The 16,945-nt window shown below is 46.2% G+C and carries 14 protein-coding genes; 4 read left to right on the top strand and 10 right to left on the bottom strand.

Annotated features, from left to right (window positions below):
* Window positions 1-79 precede the first annotated feature (79 nt).
* Together LQ567_RS13315 and LQ567_RS13310 are read right to left on the bottom strand one after the other, a co-directional pair.
* Entirely contained in the window at window positions 80-1,087 is a 1,008-nt protein-coding gene (locus LQ567_RS13315) for an amidohydrolase family protein (protein ID WP_231005008.1), read from the bottom strand.
* A 184-nt stretch (window positions 1,088-1,271) separates the two neighbouring features.
* The gene (locus tag LQ567_RS13310; protein WP_231005007.1) at window positions 1,272-2,084 is read right to left on the bottom strand and encodes a helix-turn-helix domain-containing protein; all 813 of its coding nucleotides are present in this window, start codon (window positions 2,082-2,084) and stop codon (window positions 1,272-1,274) included.
* Between the two features lie 199 nt (window positions 2,085-2,283).
* Here LQ567_RS13310 and LQ567_RS13305 point away from each other — a divergent pair, with 199 nt between their 5' ends.
* From LQ567_RS13305 to LQ567_RS13295, 3 genes are all read left to right on the top strand, one after another.
* Window positions 2,284-5,247: a VIT domain-containing protein gene (locus tag LQ567_RS13305; protein WP_231005006.1), complete on the top strand. Its 2,964-nt coding sequence runs from the start codon at window positions 2,284-2,286 to the stop codon at window positions 5,245-5,247.
* Window positions 5,248-5,377: 130 nt separating this feature from the next.
* Entirely contained in the window at window positions 5,378-5,782 is a 405-nt protein-coding gene (locus LQ567_RS13300; protein ID WP_231005005.1) for a hypothetical protein, read from the top strand.
* A 218-nt stretch (window positions 5,783-6,000) separates the two neighbouring features.
* Entirely contained in the window at window positions 6,001-6,399 is a 399-nt protein-coding gene (locus LQ567_RS13295; RefSeq protein ID WP_231005004.1) for a hypothetical protein, read from the top strand.
* 33 nt (window positions 6,400-6,432) lie between these two features.
* Here the strand turns inward: LQ567_RS13295 and LQ567_RS13290 are convergent, their stop codons facing one another.
* From LQ567_RS13290 to LQ567_RS13280, 3 genes are all read right to left on the bottom strand, one after another.
* Complete coding sequence (locus LQ567_RS13290) at window positions 6,433-7,704, bottom strand: polysaccharide deacetylase family protein (RefSeq protein ID WP_231005003.1); 1,272 nt, start codon at window positions 7,702-7,704, stop codon at window positions 6,433-6,435.
* Window positions 7,705-8,047: 343 nt separating this feature from the next.
* Window positions 8,048-9,439, bottom strand: a complete 1,392-nt coding sequence (locus LQ567_RS13285; protein ID WP_231005002.1) for a LutB/LldF family L-lactate oxidation iron-sulfur protein — start codon at window positions 9,437-9,439, stop codon at window positions 8,048-8,050.
* Between the two features lie 622 nt (window positions 9,440-10,061).
* The gene (locus tag LQ567_RS13280; protein WP_231005001.1) at window positions 10,062-10,637 is read right to left on the bottom strand and encodes a TlpA family protein disulfide reductase; all 576 of its coding nucleotides are present in this window, start codon (window positions 10,635-10,637) and stop codon (window positions 10,062-10,064) included.
* 126 nt (window positions 10,638-10,763) lie between these two features.
* Here LQ567_RS13280 and LQ567_RS13275 point away from each other — a divergent pair, with 126 nt between their 5' ends.
* Window positions 10,764-12,149, top strand: a complete 1,386-nt coding sequence (locus LQ567_RS13275) for a DUF3472 domain-containing protein (protein ID WP_231005000.1) — start codon at window positions 10,764-10,766, stop codon at window positions 12,147-12,149.
* A gap of 9 nt (window positions 12,150-12,158) precedes the next feature.
* On the opposite strand, the gene LQ567_RS13270 is transcribed toward LQ567_RS13275, so the two are convergent.
* The 5 genes from LQ567_RS13270 to LQ567_RS13250 all read right to left on the bottom strand — a co-directional run bounded on the left by LQ567_RS13270 (window position 12,159) and on the right by LQ567_RS13250 (window position 16,512).
* Entirely contained in the window at window positions 12,159-13,190 is a 1,032-nt protein-coding gene (locus LQ567_RS13270; RefSeq protein ID WP_231004999.1) for a BtrH N-terminal domain-containing protein, read from the bottom strand.
* Window positions 13,191-13,260: 70 nt separating this feature from the next.
* Window positions 13,261-13,662 (bottom strand): hypothetical protein, encoded by a 402-nt coding sequence (locus LQ567_RS13265; protein WP_231004998.1) that lies wholly within the window; start codon window positions 13,660-13,662, stop codon window positions 13,261-13,263.
* 186 nt (window positions 13,663-13,848) lie between these two features.
* The gene (locus tag LQ567_RS13260; protein WP_231004997.1) at window positions 13,849-14,997 is read right to left on the bottom strand and encodes a beta-ketoacyl-ACP synthase III; all 1,149 of its coding nucleotides are present in this window, start codon (window positions 14,995-14,997) and stop codon (window positions 13,849-13,851) included.
* Window positions 14,998-15,103: 106 nt separating this feature from the next.
* Window positions 15,104-16,021, bottom strand: a complete 918-nt coding sequence (locus LQ567_RS13255; RefSeq protein ID WP_231004996.1) for a hypothetical protein — start codon at window positions 16,019-16,021, stop codon at window positions 15,104-15,106.
* Window positions 16,022-16,029: 8 nt separating this feature from the next.
* The gene (locus LQ567_RS13250) at window positions 16,030-16,512 is read right to left on the bottom strand and encodes a hypothetical protein (protein WP_231004995.1); all 483 of its coding nucleotides are present in this window, start codon (window positions 16,510-16,512) and stop codon (window positions 16,030-16,032) included.
* Window positions 16,513-16,945 lie beyond the last annotated feature (433 nt).

Raw genomic sequence — 16,945 nt, 5'->3', positions numbered from 1 at the left:
GGTTCTTGCAAAAATGCATATTCTTTTTAGCAAAAAGGCTGGGATCCCTAATTTAGGTGACAGCGGCTATAGATATTACTTACAGATGGAGATTTTCTGGTGTATTTGTAATTCGTAGAAACCGGGCCGCATTGTTATATAAAATATCCCTTTTTTGCTGTTCGGTCAAAAACGGAGCTTTATTAATGGTTTCAATACCCGCAATAATTGTTTTCGGCCATATCATCTGATCGGAGCCAAAACAAATTCTTTTGCCGAAACCGGCGTCTATCATACGCTGTAAATAAGTATAAAATTCTTTTTTGGGAAAGCCATAGCAAATTACACCCAGATCTACGTATACCTGCGGATGTGTATACATCACCGCCAGCATATCGTCGATCATCGGCCATCCGGCATGTGCTACTATGACTCTTAATTTGGGATGTTTTATCAATGCTTCTTCTATGACCAGGGCACTGTGATACCGCGCCCGGTAGCGGTTGTCGCCGGCATAGGCAATGCCGGGAGGCCCGGGGCCAACATGTACGCTAATGGGCACATCCAATTGCTCTGCAAGGGCAAGGTAGGGCTCCATTACGCTGTCTGATAACGTGATGCCATGGTACTGGCCAATGATCTCTCCCAGTACTTTTATACTGTCTGATGTGAACCATTTGCGAAGCTGTTCAAGGGGAATATGCATCTCCGGTGAAAAAATTATGCCGGTGATAATGCGGTCAGGGGCCGCTGCTTTCCATTTCTGCACCAATGGATACATGCCGCTGGTTACACCGTAAATATTATATTGCTTCATGATCTTAATGGTTTCATTCATGATCGAGTCATCAGTGCCGGGCGACCAGAATCCCCTGCCGTTGCAATAAAGATTTTTGGTAATGGTATTGATATAATATTGCTGGCCGTTTTCCTTTGGGTCGTGCACATTCCAGTGATCAAATGGTGAACACATACCGATAGGCGGAGGGCCATCCCAATCTGCCGGCAAGGCATGCAAATGCATATCTATAATGGGAAGCGGTTTTTTTGTCTGCGAAAGCACCGCTACAGTGATGACGGATAAAAAAAGCAGTAGTAAAAGTTTCATATACGTTATTTTATTACGTTGTTAACAAGGGTTCGGTAGCAGCAACTTCGGTCTGGTCTATTCCTCAGATTACTATAAGCCGTATAATATGTATCGCGAAATTCCTGTATTACAGGTATAAAAAATAGTATAAATCCGACATGCCATTCACGTTCCTCCGGAATCCCCGGCGATACGTGAAAGGTTATATAGCATAGTTAGATGCTACAAATTCTTTGGGTGTAATTTTCAGGATGGCTTTAAAGGCCCGGATCATGTGCATTTGGTCGTAGTAGCCGGCATCATGACATAAACTGGTCCAATTATGTGTAGGACAAGTAATTTTCTTTTGTATCAGTCTGTCGAAACGGATCAACTGTTCATATCCTTTGGGGGTGGTGCCGATCTCTTTTAAAAAGCACCGTTCCAGTTGCCGTTCGGATAAGTGGTATCTTATGGAAAGTTGTTGTATTGGATGGTCCGCTTTTTCCTCGATCATTTTTTCATAAAAGCTATCGTTCAGGTAGATGATTTTCTTTTCCCGGGTATTTATTTTTTTAATCAGGTAAGATTCTATTATCTGGCGGCGTTTGTCGTTGCTGTCTTCTAACGCCAGCCGTTCAGCGATTTCATCCGCAGGTAATGCATTGAGAGTAGCCAACGGTATATCCTGATCTGTAAAATGTTCCATGGGAATACCCAAAAGCTGGTACATACCAGTGGGTGTAAATTTAATATTGAACGACAAAAAACGGCCTGTTAGATTCAGCAAATATTTGCAACTGGTGCGCAGACCACGTATCATACAGCGGTTAAAACGTTGCTCTGTACTATCTGCGATATTAATGATCTGAAAGGGTGTGCCCAGAAAAAAGTCTATAGAAGTTTGCAGGCCATAGGTGGTTAGTTTTTTTAAAGTTGTATGCCGGGTGATGTCAATTTCTCTTATACTGTAGTACTTTATAAAAGGCAGTAACAGCGGGTGGGGTGTAAGATGGTGTATTTTATGACTTACCATGTTTTGATACCGGCGGCATAATTGAAGCCCTGCTTCTATAAAAGTAAGAAAAAAAAGCAGATGCCTCATTGTTTCCCCACACCTTATGGCAAATGTGGCGTGTTGTATGGCGGCCGGCTGGAAAATAAATTATCAATGATTTTTATGCAATTTCCGTTGTCCCTGCATCTTATTCCAAAAGAACGAAATGGAGATGTATATGAAAAGGATCCGCCGGCTTATACTAACACCCCTCGCATTATTGCTGGCTTTTCTAACCCGTGCGCAGATACCGGTAATGGAAATACAGGAAAACGGAAAGTATGAGACCGATGAAACCGTAGTGCTGCAGCAGCTTTCGGCAGATATAAAGATCATCGGAAATATAGCCACCACTACCATGCGTATGAGTTTTTATAACCGATCGTCCCGTTTGAAAGAGGGGCGGCTGACCTTTCCTTTACCGGAAGGGGTAAGCGTAAGTGGCTTTGCGCTGGACATCAATGGCGTGCTGCGCAAGGCGGTACCGGTGGAAAAAGAGAAGGCCACGGCTGTTTTTGAAAGTGTTGAGCGCCGGCAGGTAGATCCTGGTATCCTGGAAAAAACCGAGGGCAATAATTTCAGAACACGCATATATCCATTAAACCCGGAGGGGATCCGCACCATTGAAATTACCTATAACCAGGAGCTGCGCAGCAGCAACGGCCAGCTGGTGTACCACCTTCCCCTGGCGAATAAGAATATCGGCTCTTTTTCTCTGTCGGCCAGCGTATATGAAACGGCTGAAGCACCGCAGCTGATTGAAAAGCCGGACGGCAGTTTTGGTTTTGAGAAAAAAGGAAATGTGTGGCAGGCGGTTATCCGGAAGTCTGATTTTACACCGGATCAATCGTTGAAAATTGCATTTCCGCAGCAACCGAATGCACCCAAAACGCTTGTAAAAAGAAGGGATGCGGATTCCTGGTATTTTTTAACCAATGTACAGATCACACCCCCTGCTTCTGCAATAAGGCCGATGCAACAGGTTACCATTTTATGGGATCAATCCTTAAGCGGCCGGAAGCGGGATCATAAAAAGGAGCAGGCCTTTTTAGAAAAATTGTTTGCAACCAAAAGCAAGATACAGGTTACACTTTATGCCGTTGCTACCACCACCAAAAAAGTGGGTGAATACACGATATCCAATGGCGCCATCGGAGCATTATTGAAAGCAGTGAATGACATGACTTACGATGGCGCCACGGATTACAGCACCATACCCGCATCGCTGGCCGGGGGTGGCGACGTGCTTTTTTTTACCGATGGTCTTTCCAATTTTGGGGAATGGAACAAATTGCCCTCCAGGCCCGTTTACCCGGTGGTGGCCACACCGGTAGCCAATTACAGCAAACTGCGTTCCTACAGCAACAACACCGGCGGCCAGCTGATTAACCTCAATGAAACGGAGGCAGCGGATGCTGCGGCAATGTTGCTGCGCCGACCGTATCGTTTTTTGGGCGTAAAATATTTATACGATGTCAATAGCGTTAATCCTGCAACAACAGTGGTTTCCGGCGATAACCTCCTGATTACGGGCATTACCCAAAAGCTGCCGGTAACCCTTACGCTGCAATTCGGATACGGAAATAGGGTGGAGCAAGAGATCCCGGTTACACTGGATGCGCAGCAAACGGCTGGGGACTGGGCTATTGAAACATTTTGGGCACAGCAAAAGCTGGCAGCGCTGGAACCCTTTTACGAGCAGCACAAGGATGCTATTTCCCGGTTGGGAAAGGAATTTGGTATTGTAACGCCCAACACAAGCCTGATTGTTTTGGAAAGCGTAGCGGATTATGTAAAGTATAAGATAACACCACCGGAAGCATTGCTGCAGGAGTACAAGGTCCTTGTAAAACAACGAAAGCTACAACAGGAAGAAGCCTGGGATAATTACCTGGCTGCTGCCAGGGAACGGATGAAGGAGTTGAAGAAGTGGTGGAATACGAGCTATCCGCTAAAGGTGAAAAATAAAAAAATGGTACCACCGGCGGGTGTAGACGGAGGACGCGGCATCATTGAAGTGAGGGCTGATGCGGCTGCGCCGGCAAGGGCACGGGAAGTCCAGTACCAGACTATTTCAGGAGAGGCATTAAAAGATGCACCGGTGGCCAATATTTCCGAACACCTTCAGGGACGGGTGGCAGGTGTAAATGCCGCTGCATCAAAAATGGAGGAGACGGTTGTAGTGGGCTATCGCGCTGTATCCAAAGGGAAAGTAACGGCCGTTGAGATAAAAAGTGATGCGGAATATATGAAGCAAATGGATGCGGCTGCAAACACAGAAGCAGCATATAAAACCTACCTGAGGCTGAGAGCGGATTACCAGACCACACCTTCTTTTTATTTTGATATGGCCAACTGGTTTTATAGTAAAAAGGAAACCGAACGGGCAGTAAGCATTGTGAGCAACCTGGTAGAACTGGAGCTGGAGGATGCCGTGTTATACAAAACAGTGGCCTATCTGTTGAAAAAATATGGGGCATATGAAAAGGAACTGATCCTTACCAAAAAAGTGCTGGACTGGCGGCCGATGGATCCGCAGAGTTATCGTGATTATGCATTGGCCTTACAGGATAACGGGAAATATCAACAGGCGCTGGATACGCTGTACACGGCCCTTACGCAAAGCTATACAGAGGAAACAAGGACCCGGGACCAGGGGATTGAGGAGGTGCTGCTGATGGAGCTGAATCAACTTGTCAGTCGTTACAACGCAAGAATCAACACCTCAAAGATTGATAAGGCTTTATTGTATCAACTGCCGGTGGATATACGGGTGGTGCTGAACTGGAACATGGATCATACGGATATTGACCTGCATGTAACGGATCCTAAAAATGAGGAATGTTATTACGGAAGCCGGGAAACATCCCTGGGCGGGCGCATCAGTGATGATTTTACCGATGGTTTTGGCCCGGAACAATTCCTGCTGAAGAAAGCCATCCGGGGGAAATACCAGATCAAAACAAATTTCTTTGGTGAGCGCCAGGTTACGGTGGCTGGTCCACCCACGTTGATGGCCGAGGTATTCCTGCGCTATGCATCTGGAAATGAGGAGCGGAAGATCATCGTGTTCCAGGATGCAAAAGGACGCAATGCCAATAGAACGGATGGTCAAACCCTGATAGCTGAATTTGAGTTTTAACGGTTTTAATAAGGTTTAAGTAAGGTTTAAAAGGGAGTTTCAGTCTTGTTACTCTCTTTCTTTTTAAAACATTCATCCGTTTGGTTGCGTTTTTTATCCGGCTTACGTTCTATTAGAAAACAGCCAGGATATGAAAACAGTCATTTTGCTTTTGCTCGGAATAGGAGTATTAACAGCATGTAAGAAAGCATCAAAGGATGATGGCAGGATTTGCACTGCGGAATACCGGTTCTATAATATCAAGGTAACCGGTGCATCCGGAGAAGCGGTAACGCTGGATACGTTTTATACCCGTGTTGTAGCCTCTAATGCAACCTTTCATGCCAATAACGTCGTTCCGGGAGCGGGTAACGGGTATTATACCGTGGCAAGTGACGGCCAGTTGCTTCTTTTGCCGGAAGGGAAGGATACCGAACTCCGCTTTACAGGTATCAAAAACAACAAGATCGTAGTGAACGAATCCTATATTGTTAAAAACAACGGTTGTCATATAGAAGAAGTTTCCGGAAAAAAAGAAATCGTAATAACGCAATAAAACCGGGCGAAACCCGTCAGCGGTAGTTAACGGGGCATAAAGGGTATATAGAAGGTTATCTTAATGGACCGTAGAAAATAAGCCTGCGGCTTGTTCGAAGGAGTGTCTTGTACCATAGGAAACCGTAGCTTGAACGGTAATGATCCTTATTTTAAGCTTTTCTGAACGATCATGTTGCAATGTGTTGCTAATGTACGTTAATTGGGAAAACAGCGGATATGAAGATCACATGTATGCTTTTGTTTGGTATATTGGTATTGGGTGCTTGCAAAAGAGGGCCAATATTAAAAATATGCTCGAAAGAATACCTAATCTATGGAGTAAGGATACTTTCTTCTACAAGGGAGCCTGTACCGCTGGACACATTTTACACGCGATTTGTTGCCACTAATCGCACTTTTCATTCCAATGAATTATGGTCGAGCAGGGAAGAGGGAGTATATGCCATAACAAGCGATGGACAAAGCGATCTTTTCCCGGTGGGCAAGAATATTAAACTGCAGTTTATTGGTATAAAGCACAATAAGATCATTGTGAATGAACCCTATATGTTTAGGAACGATGGCTGCCATGTAGAAAAAAAATCAGGGAAAAGCGAGGTGATCGTAGACCTCTAAATACGGCGAAAGTCTTGTTTTTGAAGAAAGCCATTATATAGCAGTCCTGCCTGTAATAAACGTTTCATAAACCTGTTTCCATCCTTTAAATACGCCTTCATCCGTAAAGGAGGAATTGTGCCAGATCATACTGAAAAAACCGTTCACGATTTTTACTTCGTGATAGAGTTTTTGCAACTCCGCCAGTCCGGCTTCCGGGGAATCCTTTTTATAAAACACAGCAGTGCCTTCCATAAAGCAGAAGGGAAAGATCAACAGGTCGGTGGCTGTTTCTGCTTCCAGGTCGTACCAGCAAAAGGGCGATGCTACGGAAGCCCGGAAACCATGCTCATCCGCAAAGCCCATTGAAAAATCAAAGAGGATACCCGCTTTCAGCAGGTTGCGATAGGTTTGTGGAAAAGAGAGCTTTAAAAAATGCTGGCGGGAGGCATTGACGGCCGTACCGGTAATGGCGGCAAGCAAAGCCTTCTCTTTTTTTAAAGCACTGGGTTCCGTATTGCTATACCAGGAGGGATGCAGGCCGATGGGGTAGCGGATCGCATGGTCTGCAATCAGGGCCTTCATGTCTTTGTGCTGTGGTGAAATATTCTTATCATAGCGGTTGGTATGCTCCGCAACCAGGAAAAAATAATAGGGCTTTAGCTGGTACTTTTCATGCATCCCGTTTAACCAGCCAAACTGATCAAAGGGATCTTTTTCTTTTCCGGTTAATACCCTAAAGCGTTTGCTGAAAGCTGAAAACTGAAAGCTGAACGCTTCTTTGAGTAAGTTGGCCGTGTTCCTGATAAAGCCCTTATTCCGGTAACTCCAGGCCATATCAATATCATAAGTCGGTACAAACTGAAAAGCTGTTTGCCTGAACGTTACACCGGGGAACCGTGTAACGAGTTGTTCGTATAACAACTGCGTCCAGCGATTGATCAGCGGCGTTTTCAAAAAACCGTTTTTGTGTGCCAGGGATTGCGTGGCCGGAAACCTTCCATACCGGTCTTGTTCAAAAGGCAGGTATTCTTCATAACGGCTCAGCAAATAAAAAGCGGCCGCAAATACATCGAAACCCAATACGCCACCTGTTTGAAAAAAAACGGGCAGTCCGTTTAACTGCGTAACATTTACCGGCTGCTGCTGAATGCCTGTTTGCGATAGCAAGCCATGGGGCACAATGTGCAGGCTTTGCATATCTAATACCTCCCCGGAATAATTGATCCGTGCGCCCTGCTCTGTGAGGAACGCCTGCGCGTCATCGGTAAGCTGCCATTCCGGTGTGCCCAATTCTTTTGAAAAGAACCGGACAATATACTGCAACCGTGGGGTGATATATGTGCTGTAGACCAACATGGTGATTCAAAAGTAAGATGAATCTTGCAGTTTGTTTACCATTGGTATCATTAACCGCGGAACGGATTCTGCAACGGCCATCAGCCTGCCTCACGTTATTTTCTTGCGCGGGGATACCGCCGGAAATTGTTCCGCAGCAGGTTGAGCGACCTATAAAGCGGGTGATGCCCCGCACAAAGTGTGTAATTCGGCAGCGGCGGACAGGCATAACAAAGCTGCTACCAGTACTGCAGCACAAGTGTGCGACGCAAGAAAGCTGCTATTTGCACTATAGATGGGCTAAAAGACATGGGCAGCGCGCAAACAGAACTTACAGATCTGCCGGGCTTTGTTTCTTCCGCTCTTCCCATTGTTCGTTGAATGATTTTTTGGGGAATTGGAGTTTGCTGTGATTTTTGGTCCAGGAACCCGCTACCATATTGATGAAGGTGCTCTTGAAATTGCCGTTTACCATATTGACCATGCTGCGTTTAAGCATGGCGGTTTTCCACATCTTCCAGGAAAATTTTTCAACCAGGGGGGCATAGCCTTCCTCCACGGCCTCATACCGGTTTTCCAGTAACAGTTCATGCAGGTTGATCTTTACCGCGCATACTTCGGTGCAATTGCCACAGAGCGAGGAGGCATGACTAAGGTGCTTCCATTCCTTCATTTCTTTTAACTGCGGTGTGATCACCGAACCGATGGGACCGCTGTAAGTGGTGTTGTAGGTATGACCGCCAATGTTTTTATAAACCGGGCAGGCATTAAGGCAGGCGCCGCAACGGATGCAATAAAGCGCCTCGCGTGCCTTTTCATTCGCCAGCATTTTGCTGCGGCCGTTATCCAGCAGGATTACGTACATTTCGTCCGGACCATCCACTTCATTTGGCTGCCGCGGACCGGTTACAATGGTACTGTAGGAAGTAATGCGCTGGCCGGTGCCAAAGCTGCTGAGCAGTGGCCAGAACAATGCAAGGTCCGTCATAGAGGGGATGACCTTTTCGATGCCGGCTACCACAATATGTGTTTTGGGCATGGAACAGCTCAGCCGGGCATTGCCTTCATTTTCGGTGATGGCGATGCCGCCGATATCGGCGATGATAAAATTAGCCCCGGTAACACCAACCTCTGCTTCCGCATATTTCTGGCGCAGTTTTTCGCGGGCGGTGAGGGTGAGCTTTTCCGCACTATCATTGGGATCGGTGCCCAGCTTTTCTGCAAACAGTTCGGCAATTTGTTCCCGGCTTTTGTGCATGGCTGGGGTTACAATATGATAGGGAGGCTCTCCGGCCAGTTGCTGGATGTATTCACCCAGGTCTGTTTCCACGCTTTCAATATTGTGTTTGGCCAGATTGTCGTTCAGATGCAGTTCTTCCGTAACCATGCTTTTGCTTTTTACCAGCGTTTTGCAATTCTTTTGCTGGCAGATCTCCAGGATCACTTCATTGGCATGCCGGGCATCCTCGCACCAGATCACTTTGGCGCCCCGCTTTGTGATATTGGCCTCAAAATTTTCAAGGGTCTGGTCCAGTACCTCAATGGCTTTCCATTTTAGATTCTTGGCCCGTTCCCTGGCCAGGTTAAGGTCCGCAAACTGGGCCTGTCCGCCCGGTACCGCCGCATTGTATCGGGAGATATTGAAATTGATCACCTTCCGGTGCTCACGGTCGTAGGCCTTGTCCTTGCTTTTCTTTTGAAATTGAGATGATGTATGCGACATGGGACAAATTTAGCCAAATGCGATGAATGCACGGATGGAGAAACGTTAATTTGTGTATGGAGCGATTTCAGCATCCAGATAAGACCTGAGATCCGTGAATAAGCCGCTTTCCATTTTATTAAAAACGCGGCGAATGATTTTTGGAGGCTCCGACCGGGACCGGTGCCTGCCGCCTGAAAAAAAGGAGAAACAGGTTATAAAGACCATTGTTAACCCGTTGCGGATAGCCCAACGGCGATGCTCAAAGCTTGATTCGGGATACAGTGTGGTTTACTTAAGCGTTTTTTTTATAATTGCCACAGATGCGCTGATGGGGCCTGCGGCGCTTTGGCTGCGCTATTTTTGAGAACTGTTACAGCCGGTACCAAATCTGCGCATCTGCGGCGCTAACGAAGCGATGTTGAATCTGAATCCCCGATTTCAGATACAATGTGGTTTACTTAAGCGCTTTTTTATAATTGCCACAGATGTGCTGATGGGGCCTGCGGCGCTTTCGCTGCGCTATTTTTGAGAACTGTTACAGCTGGTACTAAATCTGCGCATCTGCGGCGCTAAATAAACGATATAGATTCTGAATTCTCGATTCTGTATTCTCGAATCTCGAATCTCAAATCTCAAATCTCTAACGTACCAATCCTTCCAAAAACGCCCGGAATTGTTTGTTGCTGAAATCGGCGGCTCCTTCATGCCGGTATACCAGGGTTCCTGTTTTATCCAGTACAAGGGTGGTGGGGAGCGTACCGCTGTACCAGGATGCCGGCACTGTTCCCCGGAAGCTCGCCACGGGCAGATCGAGTTGTTTTTTCTTTATAAAATCCGTTGCCTTAGGCAGGTCCTGATCGGCATCTGCCAGGAGGAAAACAATATCCGGGTTGTTTTTAAAGGCTGCATAAAGTTCATGGATCGCCGGCATCTCTGCAATACAGGGCGGGCACCAGGTGGCCCAGAAATTGATGAATACTACTTTTCCCTTTAAGGATTCCGGGGTATGCATTTCGCCGCCGGCTGTAACAAATTGTACGGATCCTGTGGCGGTTTCAGAAGGCAGGGCCTTGGCGGTTTCTACCCGCGGCTGGAAGAATCCTATCTTCATCAGCCCGCGAATGAGCACTGCTTTGAACTCTGGGAATATAAATAGTGCCAGTACAAAAGCAAAGAGGCCTACGGAGATAAGGTTTTGTACGGTTTTTTTAGACATATACTACTATTATAACCTGCAATCTTCGCAATCTTTTTGATCAGCAGGATTTTAAAAATAATAAATGTTTGCCAACCGACCCGCAGCTGTTATTTTTGAGGTTCAGTTTATAAAAGCAGTCCATATATGTACCGTTGTCTTTTACTGGCTTTAAGCGGCTTTCTTTTTTCGCTTCCTTTGCTGCGGGCACAATCACCCGCCATAATGGGAACACTCAAACAATTTGAAATACCCGCTAATAAAGCATATGCAGAGCCCTTTGCTCCCGGAGATCCGGGTGTTTCTATTCCGGTAGGATACCCGGAAACCCGCGGCAGTATCAGCCGGTGGCGGAATAAGGACAAACGGGTTTCGTGGATCGTGTTTCAGAAGCCCGGAGACTACGATCTGTATTTCGACAACCAGGTTACCGCGGGTAAAAAACTGCGCTTTAAACTGGATGTAAGCAGCACTTACCCGCAACCGGGTCAGAAGCCGGTAAGCCGGGATCTTGTTTTTAAGGGAACCGGTAATAAGGATACCGTATACGGTGTGCATGTTAAGATTCCTGCTGAGGGTTATTATAAATATACGCTGACGCCGGTAACGGATCCGGAAGGAGCCATTACCATCACTACGCTTTTGTTCAGAACCGCTACACCGGATGGCTGGGTGAATTTTATCAACTACCAGTCAACCCCCTCGGTACACTTGTCATTTAGCAGTACCGAGCCTACTTCTAAATCCTATAACTGGTTATATGAAGAAATCCTGGTTCCGGAAGGTGCCGATCCGCTATACACCTATTACATGTCGCTGGGCTTTTACCGCGGGTACCTGGGCATACAAACAAACACATCCACAGAACGGAGGGTATTATTCTCGGTTTGGGATAGTAAAGATGCCGAAAAAGATTCCAGTATCACAAAGGCCGATTTTGTAAGCCTGGTGGATAAGGATCCGGCTACTACGGTTAAATCATTTGGTGGCGAAGGCACAGGCGGCCAATCTTTTGTAAAGGAGGCCAATTGGAAAACGGGTAAGCCGGTTCAGTTCTTGATGCATGTGCTGCCGCAGGAAAATCATTCGGTGGTGCTTTCTGCATGGTACCAGGTGGCCAATGAAGGGTGGCATTATATTGCTTCCTGGCGCGCCCCCCATGAAAAGCGCTTTTTCGACGGCTTTTATTCCTTCCTTGAAAACTATGGCTATACCAACGGTCAGCTGCGCCGGGAGGCCTACTATTACAATGCCTGGGGAGTGGAGGCCGCATCGGGTAAATGGATCAACTTTAATAAAGTGCGTTTTTCAAATACCGACGGCAAACCCGGCCAGCGGGTAGATTATGAGCAGGGCGTATCGCCAACATACCCCGATCGCTTTTACATGGCTGCGGGCGGTTATACCCCAACGCTGAAAACGAAGAACGAAATGCCGGTATTGAAAACCCCTCCGTCCCTGGATCTTAAAAAGTTTGAAGCAAGAGTAGCCGAAGCCCTTAAAAATGAAGGGCGTCAGGGCATTCAAAAATAAACGGTTGGATTATTTTATTTTCCCCATCAGCGCCTTTAGTTGTTGAAACGCCTGTTTCTCCAGCGCCGATATTTCAATCAGCCGGTCGCCCATATTATCATAATCAGCCTGGGTATTCAGCCGGCCTTTGTAGATACCGGAAGCCTGGATGGCAGCATCCCGCCATTTGTCGCCGGTAGCGGTAAATTGTTTGGAGAGCGCAAACAGCTCGTCGGCCTTCAGGTAGGGATGGGACTGCTGCAAGAATGCGCCATAAATAAACCGGAAACCGCCGCCGCCGGTACCGATCTCTTCCTGCATCCGTACCAATTGAGCGAGGTAGCTGCGGGCTTTTTCATCGCCCAGTTTGGTCTTCCATTTTTTGATCTGCCGGCCGGTATAGGCAATACCGCTCACGCCGCCAAATGAGCCGGGAATATGCAGCATATCCCTGCAATTGCGTTTGATACCCTTGATAATGCCCTGTTTCATTTGTTCGTCTGTTGGTTCCTGCAACTGATCGCCCGGGTAATACATTTGTCCGCGCGGAGCAAAAGCCCCTTTGGCAAAACGCACGCGTTCCAGTTCATAGCTGTTCATGGTAACAAGGCCTTCCATAATGGGGTCACTGATATAGTAGTCATCCCCTTTTTTATCTACAACGATCAGGTTATGGGCATTGAAATGAAAGCGGTATTCCTTTGGAAAATAGGTCAGGTAAAAAACGCCTACCTGGCAGGCGGTAGGTTTACCGGCCAGTATACGCTCATCCAGCTCCTGCATGGCTTTTTCATGCGACCGGAATTTTTTACGGGTAACCGGAACGCCCAATGCAGTACAGGTTCGCTTAAAGATCAGCCCGGGCATCGTTCTGAAAGAAATGGCCGGCCCCCCATTCACCTTCATAAACGGCAGTTGTATGTAAAACAATCCGGAGCCCATGCCAAAAGCCAGTGGTTCGGTAATTTTTGTAATGCCGTAATGACGCAGTAATGCGGTAGTAACACCGTTTTCGCAATGCGCTGCCTGGAGATGTTTAAAATTTGTATGTTGAAGTTCCAAGTTATTTTGTTTATGGTTTATGGTGATGGTTCATAGTAACGACCATGAACCATGAATCACAGCCTATGATCTAATGTTGAAACGGGTTTTTTAATGCTTCCACGCTTATTTCAAAAAGCTCCGCATATTTTTTTAATTTATCGGCCGACAGTTTCTGAAAGCCGGCAGGCTTCAGGTGTTTTTTGATGCTCCATTTCCAGTAACCGGTATAGGAGGCCAGGATGTTGAGGTCCATGATCTTTTTCTCCATAAAATACAGGATCGGACTGGCCTCGCCATGCAATACTTTTTGTTTGGCCGCTTCAATCTTTGCTTCCACATCATGCCAGGCTACATTCAATGCATCGGTTTTTACGTCCCAGCCGGTGCTTTGCCCCGTGGAGTAGTTACCGTTTTCGTCTACCACATATGTAACCTCTTTGGCTATTTTGCCCAGCGCGCCGTTGTCCTGCGGAATTTCTTCTTTTTTCATATGATGAAAAAAATTTTAAACGAGGCAAGCTAATAAAAATTAGCGATATAATATTCGCTAAATTGGGTGACAAAAATCGCGAGTTTCCGGTGAAATGCCTGCGGGTTTTTGCCTTCTGAAACAAAAAAAGTGAAAAAACGGAAGGTTTTTTCACTTTTCACGATTTCTTATTCACGATTTGCGTTTCTACACCGCTGTCAGCAAGGCATACATATAGCTAAACCTCGAGCTTTCCGGAACCAGCAGGAATACTTTATCACCTTTTTTCAGCTGACCGCTGTTAAACAGTTCATCTACCATAAAGTATACAGAAGCGGCACCTACATTTCCCACACGGCTCAGGTTCACAAACCATTTTTCGTAAGGAATATGATGCCCCAGCTTAATATGCTCGTCATATATTTTATCTTTAAAGAAGTTGCTGCTCATATGCGGCAGGTACCAGGTGATATCATCCGGGTTCAGTCCGCGGCGTTCGAACAGCTCCGGCAGGATCTTGCCGCCCAACGGCACAATATTCGGGCTCAGCAATTTCACATCCTGTTTAATGCTCAGGATTGATTTTTCATTCAGCTCTTCGTGGTTAAATTCCAGGAAGCTTTTCAAATGACCGTCTTCCTGCTTTTCCGCACCCATATACATACAGGCTTCCATATAATCGGCATAGGAAATGCCTTCCATCCACTCGATCTTCAGGCTCAGGCCTTCTTCATTCTTTTTATTGGAAATTAAAAATGCAGAAGCCCCGTCTGACAGCATCCAGCGTAAAAATTCCTTATCAAAACTGATGTAAGGGTTCTCTTCCAGGGCTTCCAGTTTATGCACCTCGTCTTCAAACTGGTTGGCCACCAGTGAAGCGGAAAACCGCTCGGAGCCCGTGGCAACGGCCGTAGCCGCATCACCGGTTTTTACCGACATGTATGCATATTTCAATGCGTGCATGCCTGCGCAGCATACTCCCGCGGGGGATACTACTTCAATGGAACCCAGCTCCGGCAGCCAGCCATGCACCATCACGGCATGTGAGGGCATCATCTGGTCCGGCGACGAGGTGCCGCAGGAAAGCACATCTACCTGTTTCATGCCTTCCCGGTCCTGCTTAAACAATTCCTTAATGGCCTCCGCCGTTAACTGGGCATTGGTATGGGTAATCTTTCCGCCTTTTTCCAATGCATAATAGCGGTTGGTAATGGCGTTGTTTCTCAAAACAATTCGTCTGGATTTGGATGGTTTTCCATTAATATAGCCCAGGTATTCCTCCATCTCATCGTTTGATACCGGGTTGTTGGGGAAATAATGAGCAGTACGGTTAATATAAACGTCGTTCAAATTCATAATGTTTTTTAATCATTTATTTTTTGTGGGCCCGGCTGCAGGAACACCTTTCAGCTTCCTTGCGTCGCACCCTTCAACTATAGTGCTGTTATTGATCAATGAGCGATTAAATCTTTTCCCTCCATGCCACACCTGCGTAGTAGTCCATTTGCCGCCGGATCTTCCGTTGGCTGAACGGGCGCACCAGGATCAAATCTACTAATAAAATAATAGGAGACGCAATCAGCAATGCTACCGCAAGATAATATTTATAGGCTACAAGTATTTTTTTTCTGTTTTGGGGGTGTTTATTAATGATGGCGACCCATTTTTTGAATATTTTCCCGGCCTTGCGCTCAATGTACATCAGGGAATATTTGACCACCACCGCTTTTTGGCCCACCAGCTCCGGCTGCAGCCCCTGCCAGTTGCCGGATTGCAGGAACCGGTTTACGGTAGCTCCAAAAACAGCCGCATAGACAATATCGTCCTGTGCCACACCCGGCTTGGGGAAAATACCCCATTTACGGTCTTTTCTGCCCGTACCCAGCCAGTGAAAAATAGTAAAATAACTAAGGTGGTTCAGGTGCCGGTCAAACAAAGCAATATTACCTACCAGTTGGGCGCCGGCTTCCTGAAGCAGTTTTTTATTCTTTTCCTGGGCATTGATCCACATGTTGCGGCAACCACAAATGGTTACCAGCGGGGTGCCTTTTATCAAGGCCTTAAACGCGTTATCCTGTAAAATGGAATTAATGGGTATACTGGGCGACAGGTTCCAAGGTTGCCAGGCCAGGATCACCAGGTCATATTGCTGCCGGGGTACCGACCAGGGTTCCAACGCTGTGGGGATCACATCTACCGACTCCGGCACCGTATCAAAAAAAACAGGAATGCTCCAGGGAAACGGAAACTGATGGCTGGTTTTAACCTGCAGAAAATCTACCTGAACCCCATCTGCAAGCAGCGGCTGCAAAAAGGAATCCAGGATCTCCTTGGTTTGCCCGGATTGTGTAAAATAAACCGCTAATACATGCTTGCTCATACCTGAAATTATAAAAGGCCCGACAGTGATTTTGATTTCTTGCTGTAACTTTTTACGCTTTGCTGGGTAACAGCAGGTAGCGACGCAAACTGATCCCGGATCATTTTGCTGTCTTCCGTAATGTTTTTGGAATATCCCAACGATTTGGGAGCATTTTCCTGGATCATTAAACGAAGGAAACGGTATTCGGCCTCTTTAGGATTGGCTTTAATAACCGATTCCAGTTTTTTATGCCCCTGCTTGAAAACAGATAACTTTTTAGCCGGCACGGCAACCAGTCCTGCCTTCCGCATTTCAAGCGCGCCAATAAAAGCCGGGGCTTCGGCAGCCGTGGTGTAACCGGTTACCTGGCTAATCTGTGCATCAATGGTCTTTACCGAACTGCTGGCCAGCGCAGTATAAAATGCTGCCTTTGATTGCGCCGTAACAGTATTGATGGTCAGGAGCAAAAACCCGATCGTTCCAATAAATGTTAAAAACCGCTTCGTCATAAATAAAGTTTGCAAAAGTAACGGATTATTTGAGAGTATCGGTACCCTTTTACAGCGATTTCGTCGCCGGTTCGATACTTTCTATTTCTGTTGTCCTTTTAAGGATGAAATTAAAGAAACCGTAGTTGTTTGGTGTATTTTTTTAAATTGTTAAAACTCCCGTAAACAGGTATTGAAAAAGTTGATTTTAAACAAGTTGCTATTGGGGAATAGTTTTGAGTCCCATGCCGGTAGGAGGACAAATCCGGTTCCTGTTTCAAGGAAGTTTCCATCTTTTTTTAAATTCTTTAATGAAGCATCCTGCTTCCTGATAAGAAAATCTTAAAATCCGTCATTTTTTTTAAACTTGTCAAAATATGACCGTTATTATTCAAAAATGAGTTACTTTTGGTGCCCCATATGAGGTGTATGGGAATTAATTTTTTTTGTTAAA

The sequence above is a fragment of the Niabella pedocola genome, from assembly GCF_021044425.1.
Taxonomy (GTDB): Bacteria; Bacteroidota; Bacteroidia; order Chitinophagales; family Chitinophagaceae; genus Niabella; species Niabella pedocola.
Note: the sequence above shows the minus strand (reverse complement) of the source record. Positions and strands in the feature narration are given on the sequence as shown.